Origin of the sequence: Azospirillum canadense, assembly GCF_025961225.1 — a bacterium.
Lineage (GTDB): Bacteria > Pseudomonadota > Alphaproteobacteria > Azospirillales > Azospirillaceae > Azospirillum > Azospirillum canadense.
In genome coordinates this window covers 36,394-56,024 of sequence record NZ_JAOQNG010000008.1, presented here as the reverse complement: position 1 = coordinate 56,024, position 19,631 = coordinate 36,394, and the positions used below count along the sequence as shown (strand labels likewise).

At 64.7% G+C, this 19,631-nt stretch carries 22 protein-coding genes; 4 read left to right on the top strand and 18 right to left on the bottom strand.

What is annotated here, in order from left to right:
* Positions 1–4 precede the first annotated feature (4 nt).
* From M2351_RS34150 to M2351_RS34125, 6 genes are all read right to left on the bottom strand, one after another.
* Positions 5–1,105 (bottom strand): tail assembly protein, encoded by a 1,101-nt coding sequence (locus M2351_RS34150; protein WP_264660474.1) that lies wholly within the window; start codon positions 1,103–1,105, stop codon positions 5–7.
* On the bottom strand, positions 1,102–1,800 hold the full coding sequence (locus M2351_RS34145; protein WP_264660473.1) for an NlpC/P60 family protein: 699 nt from the start codon (positions 1,798–1,800) through the stop codon (positions 1,102–1,104). The genes M2351_RS34150 and M2351_RS34145 overlap by 4 nt, the downstream gene beginning before the upstream one ends.
* A complete protein-coding gene (locus tag M2351_RS34140) occupies positions 1,797–2,540 on the bottom strand; it encodes a phage minor tail protein L (protein WP_264660472.1) in 744 nt (247 codons plus the stop codon). The genes M2351_RS34145 and M2351_RS34140 overlap by 4 nt, the downstream gene beginning before the upstream one ends.
* Before the next feature lie 10 nt (positions 2,541–2,550).
* On the bottom strand, positions 2,551–2,907 hold the full coding sequence (locus M2351_RS34135) for a phage tail protein (protein ID WP_264660471.1): 357 nt from the start codon (positions 2,905–2,907) through the stop codon (positions 2,551–2,553).
* A gap of 11 nt (positions 2,908–2,918) precedes the next feature.
* On the bottom strand, positions 2,919–7,073 hold the full coding sequence (locus tag M2351_RS34130; protein ID WP_264660470.1) for a phage tail length tape measure family protein: 4,155 nt from the start codon (positions 7,071–7,073) through the stop codon (positions 2,919–2,921).
* Between the two features lie 427 nt (positions 7,074–7,500).
* Positions 7,501–7,851 (bottom strand): hypothetical protein, encoded by a 351-nt coding sequence (locus M2351_RS34125; RefSeq protein ID WP_264660469.1) that lies wholly within the window; start codon positions 7,849–7,851, stop codon positions 7,501–7,503.
* A 229-nt stretch (positions 7,852–8,080) separates the two neighbouring features.
* On the opposite strand from M2351_RS34125, the gene M2351_RS34120 reads away from it, so the two are divergent.
* Both M2351_RS34120 and M2351_RS34115 read left to right on the top strand, forming a co-directional pair.
* Entirely contained in the window at positions 8,081–9,013 is a 933-nt protein-coding gene (locus M2351_RS34120) for a helix-turn-helix domain-containing protein (RefSeq protein WP_264660468.1), read from the top strand.
* 598 nt (positions 9,014–9,611) lie between these two features.
* Positions 9,612–10,223, top strand: coding sequence for a DUF3800 domain-containing protein (locus M2351_RS34115; protein ID WP_264660467.1), 612 nt, complete (start codon positions 9,612–9,614; stop codon positions 10,221–10,223).
* A 196-nt stretch (positions 10,224–10,419) separates the two neighbouring features.
* Here M2351_RS34115 and M2351_RS34110 read toward each other — a convergent pair whose 3' ends face one another.
* From M2351_RS34110 to M2351_RS34080, 7 genes are all read right to left on the bottom strand, one after another.
* On the bottom strand, positions 10,420–11,076 hold the full coding sequence (locus tag M2351_RS34110) for a helix-turn-helix domain-containing protein (RefSeq protein WP_264660466.1): 657 nt from the start codon (positions 11,074–11,076) through the stop codon (positions 10,420–10,422).
* Between the two features lie 4 nt (positions 11,077–11,080).
* A complete protein-coding gene (locus M2351_RS34105) occupies positions 11,081–11,410 on the bottom strand; it encodes a hypothetical protein (RefSeq protein WP_264660465.1) in 330 nt (109 codons plus the stop codon).
* Between the two features lie 23 nt (positions 11,411–11,433).
* On the bottom strand, positions 11,434–12,180 hold the full coding sequence (locus M2351_RS34100; RefSeq protein WP_264660464.1) for a hypothetical protein: 747 nt from the start codon (positions 12,178–12,180) through the stop codon (positions 11,434–11,436).
* A 186-nt stretch (positions 12,181–12,366) separates the two neighbouring features.
* Complete coding sequence (locus M2351_RS34095; protein WP_264660463.1) at positions 12,367–12,804, bottom strand: phage tail tube protein; 438 nt, start codon at positions 12,802–12,804, stop codon at positions 12,367–12,369.
* An 18-nt stretch (positions 12,805–12,822) separates the two neighbouring features.
* Positions 12,823–13,179, bottom strand: a complete 357-nt coding sequence (locus M2351_RS34090) for a hypothetical protein (RefSeq protein WP_264660462.1) — start codon at positions 13,177–13,179, stop codon at positions 12,823–12,825.
* Between the two features lie 82 nt (positions 13,180–13,261).
* Entirely contained in the window at positions 13,262–13,672 is a 411-nt protein-coding gene (locus tag M2351_RS34085; RefSeq protein ID WP_264660461.1) for a DUF4128 domain-containing protein, read from the bottom strand.
* Positions 13,672–14,541: a head-tail joining protein gene (locus M2351_RS34080; protein ID WP_264660460.1), complete on the bottom strand. Its 870-nt coding sequence runs from the start codon at positions 14,539–14,541 to the stop codon at positions 13,672–13,674. The genes M2351_RS34085 and M2351_RS34080 overlap by 1 nt, the downstream gene beginning before the upstream one ends.
* Positions 14,542–14,771: 230 nt before the next feature.
* Here M2351_RS34080 and M2351_RS34075 point away from each other — a divergent pair, with 230 nt between their 5' ends.
* A complete protein-coding gene (locus M2351_RS34075) occupies positions 14,772–15,002 on the top strand; it encodes a DUF4160 domain-containing protein (protein WP_264660459.1) in 231 nt (76 codons plus the stop codon).
* On the top strand, positions 14,992–15,489 hold the full coding sequence (locus M2351_RS34070) for a helix-turn-helix domain-containing protein (RefSeq protein ID WP_264660458.1): 498 nt from the start codon (positions 14,992–14,994) through the stop codon (positions 15,487–15,489). Before M2351_RS34075 ends, M2351_RS34070 begins: the two co-directional genes overlap by 11 nt.
* Before the next feature lie 8 nt (positions 15,490–15,497).
* Here the strand turns inward: M2351_RS34070 and M2351_RS34065 are convergent, their stop codons facing one another.
* The 5 genes from M2351_RS34065 to M2351_RS34045 form a co-directional block, all read right to left on the bottom strand.
* A complete protein-coding gene (locus tag M2351_RS34065) occupies positions 15,498–15,989 on the bottom strand; it encodes a hypothetical protein (RefSeq protein ID WP_264660457.1) in 492 nt (163 codons plus the stop codon).
* A 3-nt stretch (positions 15,990–15,992) separates the two neighbouring features.
* The gene (locus M2351_RS34060; RefSeq protein ID WP_264660456.1) at positions 15,993–16,598 is read right to left on the bottom strand and encodes a nucleoside/nucleotide kinase family protein; all 606 of its coding nucleotides are present in this window, start codon (positions 16,596–16,598) and stop codon (positions 15,993–15,995) included.
* Positions 16,595–16,999, bottom strand: coding sequence for a DUF1937 family protein (locus M2351_RS34055; protein ID WP_264660455.1), 405 nt, complete (start codon positions 16,997–16,999; stop codon positions 16,595–16,597). Before M2351_RS34055 ends, M2351_RS34060 begins: the two co-directional genes overlap by 4 nt.
* Complete coding sequence (locus tag M2351_RS34050) at positions 16,996–18,225, bottom strand: hypothetical protein (RefSeq protein ID WP_264660454.1); 1,230 nt, start codon at positions 18,223–18,225, stop codon at positions 16,996–16,998. The genes M2351_RS34055 and M2351_RS34050 overlap by 4 nt, the downstream gene beginning before the upstream one ends.
* 362 nt (positions 18,226–18,587) lie before the next feature.
* Positions 18,588–19,580, bottom strand: coding sequence for a hypothetical protein (locus tag M2351_RS34045; RefSeq protein WP_264660453.1), 993 nt, complete (start codon positions 19,578–19,580; stop codon positions 18,588–18,590).
* Positions 19,581–19,631 lie beyond the last annotated feature (51 nt).

The window sequence follows — 19,631 nt, the reverse complement described above, 5'->3', positions numbered from 1 at the left end:
GGACTCACCACATTCCGCCGGAGTGGCCAGGGCCACCATCGTTGTCGGGGGCGCCGACCGCCGAGCCGCCGCCCACGCTGCCGTCGCTGCTGCTGATGAAGGAGCCGGTCGAGCCGAAGGTCGCCTCACCGCCATAGGGGGAGCCGCCGGCCATCTGCTGCACTGTGAAGCGCGGCGGCCTCGGCCAGTAGCCGTCGACCACGGTGCCGGCGCCGGTGAAGGTCAGGCCGGCGGCCCCCTGATCAAGCGTCAGCACCTCGCCGGCCGCGACCTGCGAACCGTCGGCTTTGGTGAGGGTGCCGTTGCTGATCGAATAGAGGCGGAAGCCTGTCACGACGGAGGCCGAGGGCTTCAGCACGATCGGGCCGTACGTCGGCCGATCGGTGTCGACCGGGCCCGGCGTCTCCATGGTCGGCAGGCTGTCGCCACCGGCGCTGCCGCCCTCGGCCGGCGTGCCGACCGGGCCGCCGCCCATGATGATCGCGGTATCGAGGCCCGCCGAGACCAACGTCGTGCCGACGCGATAGCGTCCGTAGACCAGCGGCACCGGGCCGCCCTGCTCGTAAATGTTGAGCTGCCCGCCGAGTAGGTAGCTGTTCGTCTTGTCTGTTTCGGTGGCGTTTGGCGCCTTGGGCATCGGCGAAAGCATCTGTGAGATGCCGCCGACCATCATCGAAATGCCGAACAGAGCGACCGAGCCATAGGTGATGCCGGTGCCAGCGATGGAGCCTCCGAGCGCGCTCAGCGAGGCGCCGCCGGTGTATACCGCCGCAACAACCGCGACTACAGCGATCACGGCGCCAAGAATCGTCTTGCCCGCGCCGCGCCCGGCGCCGGCCGCGACCGGGACGAAGTGGATCGCCTCGGCTCCGGTGCGCAGGGTCAGATCGGACTCGCCGATCTCGTATCCCCCCATCGTGCGTCCGCGCTTCACCGCCGCCTTGGGACCGTAGACGATGCGGTAGTAGCCCTCGCGAAGCGCAGCGCGAAAGCCGGGCACCTGGGCGATTAGCATACGCGCCGCCTCGGCGGCCGAGCAGACCTGCAGGACGAAGGGGCCGCCAAACTCACGACGCAGGCGGCCATGCAGAACGATGGTCGTCATGCCTCAAGCCTCATCCAGTGGGTGATGTGCCGCTTCCACGGAAAGGCGGGTTCGCGGCGCGACAGGCGGCGGTCGAGGTGGTGAAGCACCAGGCCGTCCTCGATCAGCACGCCGGCGTGGTTCGGCACCGGGCTCAGGACCTGGGCAAGGAAGCCATCGCCCGGCCGCGCCTCCCCGGCATCGATGACGCGGAAGCCGTGACGGGCGAAATGGTCGAGGTAGTGGTTCTCGCCCGCCGTCCACCATTCGTAAGTCCGGGCATGGTCGGGCAGGGTGACGCCGCGCTCCTGATGGTAGTAGGCGCGGATCAGCGCGTAGCAGTCGGTGACGCCGTGCACAAAGGGGCGGCCGACCAGTGGCGTGTCGAGCAGGAAGTCGCCCCACAGGATCGGATCCAGCGCCCCGACGCCGTCGGTCACGATGATGCCCCACGGCACGTCCATCGCGATCTGCTGCCCCATGTCGCCCTGGCTCGGCCAGGGGTCGTGTCGCTCCGCGATGTGGGAGTGCAGGACGGCGCGGACGTCGTCGCGTAGCAACTCCTCCGGCGCGATCTCGAAGTGGTCGAGCGGATCGGGGTGCACGTTGCGGCACGGCACGTAACCGGCGGCTGTGACCAGGCCGCAGCTCTCGCGCGGGTGCTCGGCGACGGCGTGCGCCTTGGCCGCGGAAATGACAGCGGGGTCGAGGATCATGAGCCCCTCACGCGTCCGGCGCCGGGGAAGGCGCGGGTGAACAGGAAGCCGTAGCGGTTGAAGCGCAGCCGACAGTCGCTCAGCCGCTTGCCGCAGACGTCCTGGCTCGGGTCGGTCACGGGGTTGCCAAGGCGGTCGAAGTAGCAGCCGGCGCCGGTCTCGGCGAAGGGGCAGCTTGCCTTACTGTAGTCGAAACCGCCGGTCAGACTGTTCCAGCGCCGATAAGTGTGCGTGCAGCTATCCCGGATGACTTGGCGCCCCGGCAGCATGCGCCCCTGCTGGTCGAGCGCAGCCGACAACTCGAACTCGACAACCTGCTTGGTCTGCACGGCCTTGCGTTCGATGACGTACACGTCTGGCGGGAAATGATCGCCAGGACTCGGTGTCGCGCCGGTGTCGAGGAAGCGAGCCATGGTCCGCCACCGCGTCACCCGGCAGCCAATCAGGTCATCGTACGTGGCGATCAGCGATGACAGCAGCATGTTGGCGTTGGTCAGGCGCAGGCGCGGTGTCGGAAGCGGGCCGCGTCCGGACCATTCCCATCCCTCGGACTCCAGGTCGAAGGGCTGATAGTCGTTGCCGCGCCACTTGATCGGGGCACCATTGCCGGAGTTGTCCGTGAAATGGTAGGTGCCGCCGCCATAGACAGCAGTGTCGAGGTCATACAGCGTGACGATGGGATCGGGCGCGTCGGAGTGCGCCTCGGCTGCAAGAGCCGGCGGCAGGGTCGGTGTTGTCATGTCGGGGGCCTTAGAGGTCGAAGACTTGGGTGAGCTTCGCGCTGACCGAATAGACCCGTGTGCCGACGGGCGCTTTCGTCCAGCTCTCGACGATGAACTTCAGCGGTTGCGGGCTGCCTTGGTCGAACGGCGTCCACCAGAACGCTTTGTAGCCACCGGTCGCGACGAAGAAGGCCTCGATCGCGTCCGCATCCGTCGCGCGTAGGGCGTCCCACCGGAGATCCCACGACTGCGGCATCGTGTTGAGGCCGTCCGCAGTCCGCTGGGTGTAGCCGTCGCCGAACGACGCCTTCAGGATGCGCGGCTGAACGGACTTCTGGCTCTGAAAGCTTGGAGCCCGCGGAGGAGAGAAGGTCTGAAGGGGCATGGCTCCGTCCCTTATGCCGCTGGGCTGAGCATGCCGCCGTTGCGGGACTGCTGACGGAGCACCGCGAGGACACGCGCGTCCACCTGGCTCTGCACCTCACGACCGATCTGCTTGGCGAGGTCGGCGTTTTGCTCCTGGGAGCCAGCCGAACCGTTGACGGTGATCGGCATATTGATCGTGACGCTGCCGGAGTTCTCGTTGGCCGGGGCGCGGACCCCACTGTTGAACCGGTGCCGCGGGTCGCTTTCGGTGATGACCTCCTCGTCGCGCCGCAGGATGGCCGGCACCTCGTCAGGGGCGAGACCGGCAACACCGCCGGTGTGGTAGCGGCGAGCACCATCGAAGACGGCAGAATTCACCCACCGTCCCGCGCCGGACATGTCCACCAAGCCGCCGGTGTGGCGGGTCGGGGCATAAAGCTGCATCACGGCGTCACCGGCGGCCTGTGCCGAGGACTGCCAGCCGGCAAGCGGGTCGGCGCCACCGGCGCTTCCCGTGGCAAAGCCGAGCAGGCTGCTGATGCCGCCGAGCGCCCAGTTCTTGAACGGCGTGATGGCGGTGATTTTCAGCAGATCTGTGGCAATGCTGGCCAGGACGCCCGACACCACCGAGCGGAAGCTCACGGCCGAGGCGCCACCCTGGGTGAAGGCTTGGGTCAGAGCATCGCCCACGCGGTCGAAGGCGTTGGTGAAGACCTCGCCGTACTGCGTCCATCGCTGAATCTCGACGCCCGCCTTCGCGTTGGCCTCAGCGATCTTCAGAATGTTGTCGTATTGCCGCTTTTGGTCGTCGTTGAGCGACGCGTAGGAAAGTTTTTGCGACCGGAGCCACTCGTCGGCCTCGAACCGCGCCCGGGCCACAGCCTCCTGCTCCGGCGTTGCCCCGATTAGACTGCGGTCGAGCGCCAGCTTGCGGCCTTGGCTTTCGACCTGCTGGGTATAGGTGGAAAGGTTGACCCCATCGGCTGCGCTTTGTTGCTCTTTCAACTTCGCGACATTGTCCGCAATCGCCTTCGAAAACCGACCAGTTGCATTGCCCGCCGCATCGTATTCTGGCGGGACTTCCCGCATAGCCTGGGCCACCGCCTTATTGTAGATCTCGGCGGACCGCCAAGCGGCAACACCTTGCTGCATGCCAGTGACAAGGCGCTGGTTCGCAGCTACGTCGAGGTTGATCTGGGCTGCGAAATCCGCGTGGATTTGGCGGCGTGCGGCGGCTTCCTGCGCCTCCAGCGCGGCGCGCGTGGCTCCGGCGAGGCCATGGAGCGAGGCCGCCGCCACTTGGTTTTCGATGTTCGCGCGCCTCTGCGCCGCTTCGCCCTTCCCCGCAGCCTCGGCCAGACGGTCGGCGGCCTCGGACTGCAACCGCATCTGGACGGTCGCCTGATTGATGCTACCCGCGACCTGGGCTTCCGCGCTCGCGTTCATCTGCTTCCAAAGATCCTGCAACGGCTGCGGCAGGGTCTTCAAGAACACGCCGAAGTTTTTGGTGGTAAGGGCAGCTGACGCGGTTTTCGCGTCGAGATCGGGGTACTGGGCGATCACCTCGGCAAACTGCCCGCGCGCCTGGGCCTGGGCCCGCGCGGTGTCGGTGATCGCCCCGGCCAGAAGCTGCTGCGCGGTCGCCTGACGCTGGACCAGTGCCACCTGATCGCGCACCTCGCCAACAGCCACATCGACCAAGCCGCTGCGTAGTTCTGTTGCGCTGGTCGGGCCGGTTGCCGGTAGTGGCTCCTTCCCGTTATTCGAGGCTTGGTTCACCACTTGCGCAAAACGTCGCTCGAAGCCGGCGGGGGCGTTAAAGGCGGCGGCTTGACGCTGGAGATCCGCCATAGCCCCGGCCGCCGAACTCAGCTGCTCCCGGTACAAACCCATCAGGCGCGACGCTTCTCCACGAGTGATGACGTTTTCCGAAACAGCCTTGTCGAGTAGCTTTTCAGCGTTGGTCAGGTTCGTGGACGCAGCAAGAGCCGGGTCGATGGACCTCGCGAAATCACCGGTAGCATTCGACAGGCGAACGAACTCGGCGCGAACCTTGCTTGCCCATGCCTGGATCGCGTCATCCTGTTCAAGCTGCTGGAGCGCGGCCAACTCATCCGCATCATCCTGACGCAGGCCACTCGTCAGATAGATGCCGTTGGTCTGGCGCAGTTGCAGCATTTCGATGCGCTTCTGCCGAGACGGTTCTCCGGCGTTTTCGCCGACCCATTCGACTCCATCGTTAGCCTGCTTCTTGATCCACTCCCATGCCTTTCCGAGAGCCGACATGCGCTCGGCCGCGCCTTTGGCTCGATCCTCAATCCCCTGGAGGAGAAGGGCTTGAGCACGTTCCAGATTGCCTTGAGCCTGGTAGTTTTTTATCAGTTGCCGCTGGGCATCATCGAACGCCCCATACTTCGCCGTCAGTTCGTCAACAGCCCGCGTCGGGTCGGCAAACAACCTGGCTAGATCATCGCGGGCGGCGTCCAGATCCTGGCCGGTTGCCAGTGCCCAGCCTCTGGTGGTGGCTGCCAACTCCGTGAGGACTGTGCCCCCGATTTTTCCCGTCCCGAGGTAGGCGTTCTGGATAGCTCGGGCGCTCGCCGTGGAAATGCCCGCGGCGTTGCCGATTCCTTCAGCCTGTTTCAGCAGCCCCGACGTCGTCATGCCGACCGACTGACCGACAAGCGCGTTGACGCGCTCCACCTCCTTGACCTCGGAACGATAGCTGTGGACTGCGTAGATGACGCCCGCGTATCCCGCCGCAAGAGCGGCGAACCCAGCGGCGATGGCCAACGTGCCGGCGGCGAATGCCGGCATCTCGGCGCCGCCGGCTTGTAGAGCCTGGACGACCTGGCCGGATTGTTGCGCAAAGATCATCATGGGCGGCTGGCCCATGATGAGGCCGGACACGATGTCGTTGATCTGTGGCGACAGCGCCGCCATCTGCGCTCGTGTCAGACCAAGGGCATTGGTCATCCCTTTTTGACTGACCGTCGAGGCCTCGATCATCGCCCGATTGCGACTGATCGCGGCCGTGAGGTCATCGTATTCTGCTTTTCCACCGGTCAATTTCCCGGCCGCGAAGGCGGCGTCGAGCTTGGCCTTATCCTCGTCGAGACGCCGGAGCGCTGCGGCAGCTGGGTCAACGCGCGCTTTCAGGGCGTCTAGGGCCTGCGCCTCTTCCCGCAGCGCGGCGGCAGCGTCGACTTTAGCCTGCTGCTCCATCGCGCGCGTCTCAGCGTCGATTGCGTCGCGTCGCAAGCTCCGCGCAATCGCCGCTTTTTCAGCGGCGGCGGCTTCCTGGAAGACCGCGGCCGAAACCGCTGCAGAACCGGTCGGCGCAGCCTGAACCCCGGCGTAGGTGTTCCACATCGCTTGGCCTTCGGTCTGGGACCGGGCAAGAGCCGCCTGCTCCCGATACGAGGCCATGAGGGCAGCCTGGGCCTCCTGCTCCTTCTGCAAGGCGGCGGCGCGGGCATTGGAGGCCTTGATCGCAGGATCATAGGCGTCCGAGACGGACTTCAGGATGCGGGCGCGCTCGTTTTCCGAAGCGTTGACGGCGTCCAGAACCGCCTTCGCGCTTGTCATCGCCTCGCCGTAGCGGCGGATCTCGGCGTAGGTCGCATCGTACTGCCGGCGCAGGGCGTCGAGGCCCGCGGCCGCTTTTGCGGATCGCTCTTGGGCGTCGATCACGTCCTGGAGCGCGGCGACCTGCTGGTAGGTTGCTTCACGCGCCTCCAGCACCTTCGCCTTGTAATCGGCAGCGGACAGCGTCCCCTTCTTGAACGAGGACTCAAGCGCCCTTTCCGTTTGCCCGGACGCTTGGATGAGGCCTACCACCTCACGCTCAGCCTCGGACAGGCTTCCCGTCAGCCGGTTGATCATGTCGGCCGCTTGCTTGTGGCTCGCCGCGCCACGCGTCTGAGCCTGACCGACGGCATCGATCTGGCGGGCGATCTTCGTCAACCCATCAGCGGCGGGGAGCAGGTCCTTCGTGACGCTGGCAAACGCGCGCCCGATGCCGACACCGGCATCCCGAACCTTAATGTTCGTCTCGGCAGCTGCGACCTGCGCCTTGCCCAGATCAGACGTGAGTGAGGCGAGAAGCGATTGCGCCTGAGCAACACCCGCCCGCACGCCTTCGGACGACACCGTAAGATCGAGAAGGCGAGATTCAATGGCCATGGGCGCGCTCCGAATACGAGAAGGGCGCACGGCATGCCGGGCGCCCTAGGGACACTCACTCAAAATCCGATAGATCACAAAACGCGAGCCACCATGCCCTCCTCTACCAAGAGGTTATTTTGGCTGGCGTCGTTAGAATTGCTTGGGTGTCGTGTTGGCTGCGATGCTGCTTTTCGTCGGGACAGCGGTGGTCGAAAGTGTTGGCATGTCGGCTGACACGACCAAAACGTGCGTGTCGCGCGGTTATCAACACAGCACAGACGGATTCCGGCGATGCTAAGAGTCGCTCAAATGATGAGTGCGGAAGCCACGCGGACACCCGAAGCGCCACCATAACCTATGTACCATGCCCCGCTCCGCCTGTCACGCTCAAGGTGAGTGTCACAAGGCTGTCAATTGAGGGGCGCGCTCTTCGTTGCCGGCAAGGTCAAGTCACAGCGTCCATGCGCTCGGCTTCGCCGATCATGCGCCACAACATCTCATCAGCTGGATCCGACAGGAACTCCTCGTGCATGTCCGCCCCGTGGACCGCAGCGTTGAACGCGGCGATGCTGAGGCAGTTCACGGCGAATCGATACCGGAGCTTCAACGCCATTCCCCTGGGCGTTTTCGCTGGTGTGTTTTCGATAACCTCGCCATAGCCCCGCGCCACGCGAACCTGCGGTTCGAGCTCCTCGTCGCTCAATCCATTGAAGTTTACGCCAGCGCCAATGGCATTAGAGGCTTCTACGTAGCCAGACCATGCCGCGAATAGCCTTGCGTCCGGGTGCGCGGACATGGCAACGGCGTCATGGCTGAGTGCTCCAGTCCCGACCACGGGGGCCGCAGTCTGCCAATATACTGCTGCTCTGCGCCAGTTACATCCATCGCAATCCATCGGGTGCGCTCCTAGGCGTCGATTCGACGGGACTAGGTGTAACGCCTATTTTCGGTCGCTCACAAGCCAGAAAATACGTGTAGCACCTATTTTGATCGTGTGAGGGCCTCGATTGGTGTATAAGTAGGGCATGATCACCGCTGCCCAGATCCGTGCCGCGCGCGCGTTGCTGAACATGAAGCAGGCATCTTTGGCTGCCGCTGCTGGCGTGTCCCTGGCGACTCTGAACAACATTGAAAGGGGCGTTTCGGCTCCTCGGGTCAGCACTCTCGTTGCACTTCAGCGAGCCCTGGAAGATGCTGGCGTCCGCTTTATAGACGGCGATGGTGAAGGGCCCGGCGTTCGGCTGAGCAAGGCCGCGGCATCCAAATTTGGCCAGTTTTTTACCCCGCGCGAGGTGATCTCCCATATCCTCCATTTTTCCGGTCATGGGCACGACCAGCAAAACCTTGTCGTCGATCCGGCAGCAGGATCGGGCGGGATGCTATTCCACGCTCAGAAGTTTTTCGAAGAACAACAGGGGGCAGAGCCGAAATGGGATGTGATCCTCGGGAACCCGCCCTTCGTCCTTATTGATGCGTGCGCCATGGGGAACCGCGTCGAGGCCGGACGCCTCGGGGAGATCGATCTCGCGCGCCCAGACCTCGACACGACATCAGCTACGTCCCAACTCCTGCAAGAACTCTTGCATCAAGAGAATCTTCAAGCTGCCAGACTTTTTATAACCCCCGTCAACCGCGACCGAACGGCACCGCACGCCCGCAAAGGCAACTACAATCACAGCCTTGGCGCACTGACCAAAGGCGCTGCCGGGCTTGTATTGGTTGATCGCGCCCCGTTGGTCTATCGACCGGACCATCGGCCACGTATGGGCGAGGTGAAAGCGGTGGTCGAAGCCGCTCTGGCGAGTGGCCGCCCCGTCGAAGTGGCCACACGACCACTTTCCGTAGACACCGCGACTCTCCCGGCGGGCGAAGCGATCAAGGCCATCGCCTCTGTGGACTATGAGCCGCTCCAGGACCTCTCCCAGATTGAGCGGTTAGCATCCCATCTGGCGCCGTAGGCGCTGATGATGGCTCCGACATTGGAATGGCGGATGCCGCGGATCCTGATCAGGGCAAAAGAGTGATGAACGACGAACTCACTCCCACCAAATAACTTGCGCTCGACTTCCTGCAAAAGCAGGAGATGACCAGTTTCGACCCCCATCGCTATATGAGGTGCTAACGCCGGGCCGCCGCGCCTGGAGGTGTGCGCCGACCACTTCCGTGCATTGACGCGCTCTGGGCACAAAGTGACGCGAAGGGGTCTACGGCTTGTCACTCGGGGAACGTTGTACTCGGCGCGCCATATCTAGGAGATGGGCCGTCGTCAAGCATACAATATCTGGTTGGAGGGGTTGCCTACCCCAAATGATGGGACTAGGATGCGCACCAACATACAGTCCCAGCAATGCGATTGCCACCCACCACAACAACACCGATGCCTGGATGACTCAGAGGACCAAAGAAGCGGATTGCGAGCCGTGTGAGGCCTGCGCCCAGATGGCAAGCCCAGTATGCGCGGCTTTTGCACCTCCGTTCGGGGATGCAACGCTCGGTCTTCATTCAACGCGTGGTCAACAGACCTCCCACGGCGCTTTTTCTTCGGGACTGTGAGCCATGCTGGTGTTCATTGACGAAAGTGGTGATCCCGGCTTCAAGACTGAGAAGGGATCGACCCCGGTGTTTGTGGCCGCAATGGTCATCTTCCGGACCGATGAGGACGCGCAAAGGACGGAGATCGCTATGCGGAAGCTGCTAATCGACCTCCGCTGTGCTCCGGAGTTTAAGTTCAATAAATGTGATTACGAGCGAAGGGACGCCTTTTTCCAGGCCGTCCGCAACCTGCCGTTTTCTGTTCGCGCAATTGTGGTGGAGAAGAACGTCATCTACTCTCCGCGGATCAGAGCCGACAAGGAACGGTTTTACGAGTTTTTTGTGGCGCAGATGATGACACACGATGGCGGCGTTCTGCAGGACGCTAAGGTCATCATCGACGGCTCTGGAGATCGAGAGTTCCGCAATAAGCTTAATACACGTTTGCGGCGAGAGATGGGGCCTGGCAAGCTGCGCGCCGTCCGGTTCAAGGATTCCACCGCAGATCCATTGCTGCAACTGGCGGACATGTGTGCCGGTGCGATCGCCAGATCACATCGAACAAACCGAGAGGATTCGGATCGGTGGCTGCGCGCTTTGCGCCCCAAGGTCTCTGATATTTGGCGATTTAAGTAGAGGAGAGGTGCGCCCCCAGACCCTATCTCGACGCATGTCGAGCACGCACACCACGCTGGTGACAGTTCGGGTCGCTGGGGGCGACTTGGCACGACCATATATGCCCAACTTTCCTCTTGACGTCAAGGCTTGCGCTTGAACAAAAAGGGAACATTGTGACGTTTTCGACGTACCCATTTGCGGCTGGACTCCGGCCCTAGCCATTCCGCTCACTTTGCCATTTTGGCGTAATGGTCAGCGCGGGCCGGCGGAACCCCTGCTCCATGCCCGTGAACTCGCGCCATGCAAACTGGACGGTGGCGAACCGCGCCCAGCGGCGCCGCAGGTACTCGGCCACCGGCCGGTAGACGCCCAAAGGCGCCTTTGCGGACCATGGCTCTCCGCTTCGTTTTTTCCCGGCCTCGATCCGGCCCGCGTAGAAGACCTTGTTGGTGATGGTGATCACCTGGCCCTCTTGAATCGCCTCCGGACCCGCGATCTCGGATCCGTCAGCTAGGACGATGTGGCTTTCAGCGTACCGGCCCGATTTCCAGGGAGAAGCGGTTTCCAGCAGGTTGAGCGCCTCAGCGGCGATCACACCGGAATAGCCGAAGCGGAAATAGGCCACGCCACCGGCGGCGATCGCCTCGATCGGCACGCCTTTGACGCCGTCGATCCATTGGTCGACGTGTGACGGCTGTGATTCCCCAAGCGCGCGCGCCAGCTCTTCCTTCACGCGCGCGACCAGGAGCCGCTGGATTTCCGCTTCTGCTCCGTCAAACGCCAGCTGAACGGAGCGCTCGAACGCCTGGAGGCCCTGGCTGTTGCCATAGGTCCCCTTGACGAAGGAGCGGAGCGCGGGATCGATGGCCATCCGTTTACGCTCTGCGCCGGGACTTCAGCGTTGCTTCCAGCAGAGGACCGGTCGCGAGACCGTCGGGATACAGCTCCTTCGCCTTGGCGATGGCTTCCCGCGTTTCCCGCACCTGCTTCTTCGTCCACCGGGTCTGGTCGCCCTCGTCCTTCATTTCGGCTTCGAACGCCGACATGACGCTGAACGCGTCCAGCATTTTGCTGGACTGGTCCATGGCGCCAGCCATCTCCGGCATGAAACCTAAGCTCATGCCGCCTTGGAACAGGCGCCACAGCCTCACCATCTCCCAGGCCCAGCGCGGCACCATCCGACGGGGGTTGGCGAGGTAGATCACGTCGCCAACCTCCCAAGGCCCGATCACTCCGTCGGCGAAGGCGTCCGGCTCGACTGCGACGGCGACAGCGAGCCGGAGAAGTTTCCCTCCCGCCCCCGCAGGGTGCCGAGTTCGGCGATCTTCTGTTCGATCGCGGCCATCTCGTCCGGCGGCAGGATGTCGAGAGACTCTTCGGTCGCCAAGCCATGCTTGATCTCGAAGGTCTCGGCGCCTGGCAGTCCTTCGATTCCCTTCAGGTAGAAGCGGACGGTGAGCAGCGACAGCGCGTTCTGCGCGCGCATGCGGGCCACGTGGACCTCGCGGACCTTGGGATGGTCGGACACCCGATCGTGCAACCCCTCGAACAGACCGAGCAGATTGTCGGGAACGCCACCCCCGCTTTCGCGCAACGCCTTTTCGACGGCCGCCAGATCTGGATCATCGGTGGGGATGAGGCCGGCTTCCGTTCCGGCAGCTTTGATCGCGGCGAACATCGCGCGATCGCTCGGCGCCACCGGCAAGCGCATGGCCTCCTCCGCCATTGCGGCCCGCGTGCGCGGCGTAGGCACGCGCAGCAGGTACACTGGCTTGGATTTCCGCTCCGCCATAGCGCGCTCGGCCCGCGTGACGAAGCCGGTCAAGACCTCTACGGTCTCGCGCTTCGCCTTCAGCGCCTCGGCCTTCTCAGCCTTATCCTGTTCACTGGTGGCGCGGTCCGCCTCAATGGCCGCCTCGTCGACGGCGCGCTCGGCGTCCGCAAGGGCGTCGCGGGCTTTGGCGATGCGGTCCACGGCGGGATCGAACCTGTACAGATCCTTCGCGGAAATGGGTGAACTCACGGGATGTCTCCGAGATAGACGGGGATGGGATCGCGAAAGGGCGGCGGGGCGCATCCCGGACGCTCCGCCGCCCGCACCTCGCGCGGGTGGTCGGCCTGACGGCCAACGAGGGTCCTGGTCCGGGTCAGGGTAGCGGGATTACGGCGCCGGGATGTAGGTCGGCGGGCCGGAGGACTTCAGCGAGATGTCGAAGGTCTCGGCCTCGTTGCCGCCCTTGCGGCTGTAGGAGTCCACGACAAAGGTGCCGACGAACGAGTCACCGTGGCCGGAGATCAGCTGCATCTCCAGATAGCCCGAGGCGTCCTGCGCCATCGCGGCGTCCCACACCTTGCGGGCGCCCGGCGTGAGGCTGTCGAAGATGCCCGAACCGGAGACCGACAACTCCTTGACGCCACCGCCCGGCAGGTACTCACGCCAGCCGTTTGAGGCGACGTTGGTGATGTCGACCGCACCGCCGTTGAGCTGCATGCTGGTATCCCGCAGGCCGCCGATGGTCAGGAAGGTCGGGGTCGCGGCGCCGTCGCTCACCTTGATCGTGAACTGGCGACCGGCCTTCGCCTGAATTGAAACGCTCATGGTCTTGTCACTCCTGCCTTACTGGGCCGGCACGCGGACCACCGCGACGGAGACGCTCGTCACCGCGGAGTAGCCGACCGCCACCTGGTTGCTGCTGTTGTTGAAGGCCTTCTGCGGGAAGGGGCCGATCAGACGGTCGTCCCCGGCGGGAATGGCAACCGTGCGGTTGGCCTTGGTCATGACGCCGAGGCCGGGAACCGTGGCGGTCGTGGTCTGCGCCGTGATGGTCACGGTGACGGAGGACCCGCCGCCGTTCTTCACGTGCAAGAAGGTGCGGTCGTCGGCGTTGGGGAACGCATCGCCGCCGGCCGCAGCGGCGGCGTAGGTCAGTGCGGCGCCGACCTCGCTGATGGATTGAACACTCAGGGTTGCCATGGGGCTTTCTCCATGTGAAAAAGCCGCCACGGCAGCATGCCGGGCGGCGACGAAACTGGATGATGCGGAGCCTCAGGGTGCGCTACTGCGCGACCCACCAATCGACTTGGACGGGCACGACCCAGAAGGCATCGGTGTCGTCTGGGCCGCCCGTCAGAATGGCGACATCCTGGACGTGAACGAGCCCGCTGATCGCCTCATCGGCCTCCGCGTACGGAGCGAACAGCGCTTCGACCTGGGCCGCGATCGCTTCCGCCGGGCCCGCCTCAACGTTGGCCGGCGTCCACACTTCAATGTGCAAGAAGCCGTCGAGGGCGGTGAAGCCCGCATACCGACGCTTGGGATGGCGGAACAGACGCGTCCGGAGCGCGGGGGCGTTGGTTGCCGGCTGGAAGGTGACGTTCTCGCCCGTGATCGGCGGCAAGGCCGAGGCTGCCGCTTGCAGGACGCCTTCCAGGGCGGCGCGTACGGCGCCATCGTCGATGGCCGCCATCAGCCGTTGCCCCTCGCCTGGATCTCGTAGAGCAACGGCGAATTGCCCTGCATGATCGGCGTGATGTTCTTGATGATCCAGGGCGCCGCATACGGGATCACGACATCCGTCAACGACGGCTGGCCGGGGAACCCGGCGGCGACCAGCATCTCGCGCAGAATGATGATGCGCAAATCGCCAATCTGAACGTTCCCGGTCACCTCGTGAGACTGGTAGCCCGTGACCCCGGAGCGCACGACGAAGTCGCGCGCCCAGGTGGGGGTTACGGCATCGCCAACGGCAACCGGTGTCACGAGCGTCGGCGTGATCTGGATGCCCGCCACCTGGTTGCCCGAAGCCTGCACCGCGTTCAAAACCGTGTACGCCACGCCGCCGACGGCCAGCGTGTCGCCGGGGCGGATTTGCCCAACCAGCCACGCGCTCTTGACCGCAATCACGCCGGCGCCCGCCGTGGCCGCCGCCGCGATCGCCAAGCCTTGGTGCGTGGGTGGGTTCTGCGATGCACCGGATCCGAGCAGCGACCGGAACACCACCGGTATTCCAAACGAACAGTCACACGTCCAGATGAGCCGAGCCGGGTCGCGGCGCACCGGCGGCGCCTGGATCGTGTAGCTCGCCCCACCATCGAGCGCGATCACGCCACCGACCATCGGGGCGGGAATGTCCGACACCGGAATGTCGAACGACACGTTTTCCCGCCACACCTCCACATCGCTGCCGAAGCGCAGCGTGTTGGTGGTGTTGCTGCGCATATTGCCCTGGTGCTGCACTACGGAACAGGCGACCGGAGCACCCGCCGGGGGCGTATAGGTCGCGGGCGTTCCGTGGAAGCCAATAGCGATTGAGATGGCGAGGGCGGAGAAGTCCATGAGCGGACCCATAAACGCGAAGCGGGCGCCCCGGCTTTCCGAGGCGCCCGCACAAATCGAAGCACCATAGCATGTGTAGCACGGCACTCTTGGCCATGCAACCTGACCTGCGCTGTAGCAGGGACGCGCCCGCGTCAGCCCCAGACCACAACAGTGCACCTCATGCACTTTTCGTCTTGACCAGGCGGTAAAAAGTGCATATGATGCACTCATCGAAACGGGGAACGCAAATGCCGACGATCATCGAACTGTCCAACAGCAAGGTTCAGATGTTCGCCGGCGATCACGTTCCTCCGCACTTTCACCTTCGCGGCCCGAACTCCAATGCGATGGTCCGTCTCGACACTCTGACCGTCATGCGCGGCAAGGCGCATCGTCGGGATCTGGAAGAGGCCATCGCGTGGGCTCGCGCCAACATTGATAACCTGCTGTCCGAGTGGAGCCGTCTCAATGAGCGCTGACACCGACTACGTGACCGTGGGCGATCCGATGCCGGTCATCGCGTCGCTCCGCCACCTTGGCGATCACACCGTCCTCGTCACCTGGGCGGAAGGCCCGCGCGCCGGCCGGGAAGAGACGGTGGATCTGGGCAACGCGGTCCACCATTTCCGCGAGTTCGCCCCGCTCATGGATTCCGGCTTCTTTGCGACCGGCTCTTTGATCGACAATGGAAACGTCATTCGTTGGGACACAAGCCGTGGCCCAATCGAGATGCCCGCCACCTTGGTCGAGCATTACGCCATCATGGCCACCTACGATCACTGGAGCGCTGAGCGGTTCCGCGCGTGGATGGAGCGGCACGGCCTGAGCCTTGACCGAGCTGCCGACGAGCTGGGCATCGGCCGCCGCCTCGTCGCCTACTACCGAAGCGGCGACAAGGAGATCCCGCGGACCATTGCGTTGGCCTGCGCCGGATACGATGCGGCCACGCACCAGCACGCCGCCTGATCCCCGGATCAGGACACCGCGTGTGCGGTCGTGGGACCGCCGAACAGTCGAGCGAGGATGTCCGGGTCGAGCTTCTTGGGATCAACGTATTTCGTGATCTCGCGCAAAAGCGTTGCCTGCTCCTCCACCTGGTGCTGAAGGGATCTGACATCGGCTTCCATCTGGGCGATCTTCCGGTCCGCCTCGGCCAACTTCTGCTCCAACTCCAACTCCCGCTCGGTCGAGCCCCGGCGAACCATGGAGACGGCTGAAGCCAGTGGCTTGACGATGTGCGGGAGCCAGTAGATCAGCCACGCGATGTTGGCCCCCATGCCGAGCACCGCGAGGCCCATGACCCAGGGGCCGCCACTCTGCGTGGCGCGGATCAGGTACACGAACGCGGCGATGAAAGTCTCGATCTGCTCGGGGGCAATGCCCCCCTGGTCGGCGTGCCCGGCGGCGGCGATGAGGACACCGGCAGCGGCGGATAGAGCGAAGGTCAGGCGAGCGGCAATGCGCATGGGTCAGGTCTCCAGGATCACCGGCCGCGCCGGCAGGTTGGTGGCGAGTTCAGCGTGAGTGGCCACCGCCGCCGACGGCCGCGCCAGCAGGCGGGAGACCAGCTCGTCCACCTTGCGGGCCAGATCGGCGGGCGACCCATCATTGACGATCGTCTCGTCCGGCACGATGCCGGACATTTCCTGTTCCGAGACATGGGCGGCCGCAGCAAGGCCCGGACGCTCAATGCGGACGATGGTCCCGCCGAGCGTCCGGACCGCCGTGGCTTCGTTGAGGAACCGGCAGTCATCCGCGACCACCCGCCCAGTCGATGCACGCCGCCTCCAGGCGCTTGCCCAGAGATCCGGGTGGATGAGCATCCTGCCCCATTCGGTCCCCAAAGTCCGCATCGCGTGCCGCGGCGTGGCTCCGCACAGAAGGTCGCTCGACACCTCTTTCCGGTCGCCCTCGATCTCGTCTTCGGACAAGCCGAAGGCACGCATCATGTCTTTCAACGGCCCGGCGAATTTCTCCCGCCGGAACCCGTACATAGCGGTCAGCCTGTCGGCGACGGTGGACTTGCCGGAGCCGGCCAAGCCGGTCAGGGCGATGACGATGGACGGCCCGATCATCCCAGCATCTCCAGAGGGCAGGTTGTTGCGGTCAGGACCTCCGGATCCGGTAGCAGCGCCGCCGGCACCACGCCGGGCTGCATGTAATGGACGCGTTTTCCCATGGCCTCGAAGGCCTTGATCTCCTCCGCGACGCCGTAGCTCTCGGTCCAGCCCGGGAGCTTGCAGACGATCAGGCCGTTGGCCGCAGCCATGAACGGCGCGTCCGCCTTCAGCCAGATGGCGTGGCTCAACGGGTCGATACCGCCGTGAATCGAGATCGGGTGGGAGTGCGCGATTGGGCTCAGGACCGCGATTCCGGACCGGAGCAGGATGGCCGCTTGCTCGCAGGCGGCGCGGAAGGCCGCGTCGATGCCGCCGGCATAGAGGCTGTACGGCGTGGCCAGATACCAGAAGCTCATGCCGCTACTCTCCAGGCCACCCAATCTCGGCCCTCGGCGTTCTTTCGCTCGTCCAAATAGACGGGAACTTGGAAGGTCACGCCGCGTTGCGCGTGGGTGAACCACAATGCCTGGATGGGCTCCTGATACCTGGCGCGCAGGTAGAGGCGCGCATACTCGTCGTAGCCCTTGAGGCTTCCGTTCACGATGCAGCCCGGCATAGGCAGGTACTGGTGCCAGTGGCCCAGTATGACCGTGTCGAAGTCGCGGCCGATCTGCGCTTCGCTGTTGCGCAGCTTGATCGTCCCGCGCGTGACCGGCCCCAAGAGGCCGATCATGCCGTCACCGCCTTTGACGCCCATGCTGTCGCCGTGGGTCAGCATGTAGCGATGGCCGTAGACACTGAAGTGCGCGTCCGCCTCGCCGGGAATGTGGAACTGCACCCTCGGATCGTTCGCGAAGTGCCGCTCCAGCTGGCAATACAGCAGCCACTCGAAGCTCGTGTGCACGCGTCCCTTGGCGCGTGGCTTGTGTGTCATGCGGCCATGGTTTCCTACGACGCAGGGAACGAACACACGCCCGAACCGATCGGCCAAGCGCTCTAGCGCCCAGATCAGAACGCCCTGCAGTTCGATCAGCGTCGGTGCCGTCAGCAGCTCGTTGGAGACGGCCAACTCCTCGTGGATGTCTCCGGAAATCATATCGCCGCCGAGGCAGACGACGATGCCCGGGTATTCCGGCCGAACCATGTGCGCGAAGCACAAGTCGATGGTGCGTTCCACCAGACGGCGCACGCGCTCGCGGGCGACCGTGATGTTGAACTCGTTGACGCCGCCGACCTCCACCGGCCTGACGACTTCGCCGAAATGCCAGTCCGACCAGATTGTCACAGGGACTCCGGGGGCGCTCCCGCCGTGCGTCTCCTCCACGAGCCAAGCCGGCGGTACCGGCGTTCCGGCCGTCAGGCCGAGAATCGCGGTGCGGACCTTCTCCGCGTCCAGATCGTCGCGGAGCACTTGGCGGAGCTGGCGCTCCAGGTCGCGAATGCGGTCGTCGTAGGCGATGCGCTCGCGGGTGCTCAGAGGCTCACTCGCCGCCTCCGGCGCGGCCGGGGTGGTCGGAGCAGCAGACGGTAACGGCTCCAGGCCACGCTGCATGGCGGCGGTGATCCGCACCCGGGGCTTGGCCAGAATTGGCGACAGGCCCCGGGCTTGCGCGGCTTCCAACCTGCTTTCGAAGGTCGGCACCGGGATTCCTAGCTCCGCGGCGGCTTTCTTTCGGGATCGCCCGTGCCTATGCCACGCATCCATGGCCTGCTGGGCTAACGTGTCGGACAGCGGAGGAGTTGGCATGGGCGCGTTCCATCAAGCGGTGGTTGACAGGGGATCAGGGAACGGCGGTGGTGATGAGGGAACGAACTCTGCGATCTCGGGCCCCTCGGCGTAACGCCAGCCCCGGCGTTCCAACTCGACGGGGGCGACAAGCCCAGACGAGAGAGCGGTCGCCAGAGCGTAGGGCATGCCGTCGTACGGACCGCCAAACACCCGCGCCCCCATCAGGCCAAGCGGGTTCACGACAATGGGACCTTCGGTCGAGGCGAGCATGCCGTTTACTCCGTCGGCTGTTGGAGAAGGTCCTGGCGGGACTGGGAAACGCTCATCGCCTCAAGCTTGACGGCCTTGATGGCGGAGCCGCCGTCGACGATCAGAAACCCTTTCTCCACGGTGTGCGCGAGATCGCGCCATTCCGTGTCGGTCACGAAGGGCGGGTGGGGCATGGCGCGCATGGTCGCCGCCAGTTCAGGATGCACTCCGCCGAATCCCCGCCATGAGCGGTTGCTGTGCATCTCCGCGGCGGCGTGAATGATGCCCCAGTCCTCGTGCGACAGACCGTCGGGGGGCGACCCGGCCTTGATGCGCTCGTCCAGCAGAGGCCGCTCGATGTCGATCCGGTTGCCCCTCTGAACGATTCTGTGCCCGGATTTCAGCGTCACCGTCGTCGACGCAATGTCCTCGGGCTTGTAGAGCGGCAGCGGGCCGTCGGTCCGGAGCGATCCGACGACGATCTTGCCGCCCTCAATCTCGACGCCCGGCACGATGCGGGCATCAGTGATCGCACCATCGACGATCTCGGCCGCGGGCGCTACGATCGTTCCGCCACTGATGGTGTCGACGCTGAATCTCGCCGGATCAATCTTAACGCCGTTGACCGTGGCATTGCCGATATTGATGGTGCCGGGCGTGATGGTGGTGGCCGTGATGGCGCCGTCGACGATCAGTTCGCCGGGCCGGGGAGCGCGCAGCAGGCAATCGTGCGTCTCGACCCGATGGCCGGGGATGCCGCAATCGGTCACGCCGTGCAGGCTGTCGTTGGGATCGGCGATACGCGCCTTGTCGAGCATCTCCTGGGTGATCTCGCCGATGACGAGGCGGCCCGCGGTGACGGTGTTCGGCACCACGGTCGGCTGCTCGCAGCTGGGCAGGCGGAGGCCGCTAATGGATCCGTTGACGATCTTGTCGGCGACGATTGTGTCGGCGACAATGCGCGGCGCGTGCTCGCGGAACACGGAATCGTCGAGGTCGTGGGCATCAGACGAAGACATAGAGAGTCGCTCCGTTGATCGGGATATACGAGGATGGGTCGGGGGATGGCG

Bases quoted from the DNA above. Each gene is read 5' to 3' on its own strand.
- M2351_RS34150 (WP_264660474.1), bottom strand. From the start codon at position 1,105: ATGACGACCATCGTTCTGCATGGCCGCCTGCGTCGTGAGTTTGGCGGC.
- M2351_RS34145 (WP_264660473.1), bottom strand. From the start codon at position 1,800: ATGATCCTCGACCCCGCTGTCATTTCCGCGGCCAAGGCGCACGCCGTC.
- M2351_RS34140 (WP_264660472.1), bottom strand. From the start codon at position 2,540: ATGACAACACCGACCCTGCCGCCGGCTCTTGCAGCCGAGGCGCACTCC.
- M2351_RS34135 (WP_264660471.1), bottom strand. From the start codon at position 2,907: ATGCCCCTTCAGACCTTCTCTCCTCCGCGGGCTCCAAGCTTTCAGAGC.
- M2351_RS34130 (WP_264660470.1), bottom strand. From the start codon at position 7,073: ATGGCCATTGAATCTCGCCTTCTCGATCTTACGGTGTCGTCCGAAGGC.
- M2351_RS34125 (WP_264660469.1), bottom strand. From the start codon at position 7,851: ATGTCCGCGCACCCGGACGCAAGGCTATTCGCGGCATGGTCTGGCTAC.
- M2351_RS34120 (WP_264660468.1), top strand. From the start codon at position 8,081: ATGATCACCGCTGCCCAGATCCGTGCCGCGCGCGCGTTGCTGAACATG.
- M2351_RS34115 (WP_264660467.1), top strand. From the start codon at position 9,612: ATGCTGGTGTTCATTGACGAAAGTGGTGATCCCGGCTTCAAGACTGAG.
- M2351_RS34110 (WP_264660466.1), bottom strand. From the start codon at position 11,076: ATGGCCATCGATCCCGCGCTCCGCTCCTTCGTCAAGGGGACCTATGGC.
- M2351_RS34095 (WP_264660463.1), bottom strand. From the start codon at position 12,804: ATGAGCGTTTCAATTCAGGCGAAGGCCGGTCGCCAGTTCACGATCAAG.
- M2351_RS34090 (WP_264660462.1), bottom strand. From the start codon at position 13,179: ATGGCAACCCTGAGTGTTCAATCCATCAGCGAGGTCGGCGCCGCACTG.
- M2351_RS34085 (WP_264660461.1), bottom strand. From the start codon at position 13,672: ATGGCGGCCATCGACGATGGCGCCGTACGCGCCGCCCTGGAAGGCGTC.
- M2351_RS34080 (WP_264660460.1), bottom strand. From the start codon at position 14,541: ATGGACTTCTCCGCCCTCGCCATCTCAATCGCTATTGGCTTCCACGGA.
- M2351_RS34075 (WP_264660459.1), top strand. From the start codon at position 14,772: ATGCCGACGATCATCGAACTGTCCAACAGCAAGGTTCAGATGTTCGCC.
- M2351_RS34070 (WP_264660458.1), top strand. From the start codon at position 14,992: ATGAGCGCTGACACCGACTACGTGACCGTGGGCGATCCGATGCCGGTC.
- M2351_RS34065 (WP_264660457.1), bottom strand. From the start codon at position 15,989: ATGCGCATTGCCGCTCGCCTGACCTTCGCTCTATCCGCCGCTGCCGGT.
- M2351_RS34060 (WP_264660456.1), bottom strand. From the start codon at position 16,598: ATGATCGGGCCGTCCATCGTCATCGCCCTGACCGGCTTGGCCGGCTCC.
- M2351_RS34055 (WP_264660455.1), bottom strand. From the start codon at position 16,999: ATGAGCTTCTGGTATCTGGCCACGCCGTACAGCCTCTATGCCGGCGGC.
- M2351_RS34045 (WP_264660453.1), bottom strand. From the start codon at position 19,580: ATGTCTTCGTCTGATGCCCACGACCTCGACGATTCCGTGTTCCGCGAG.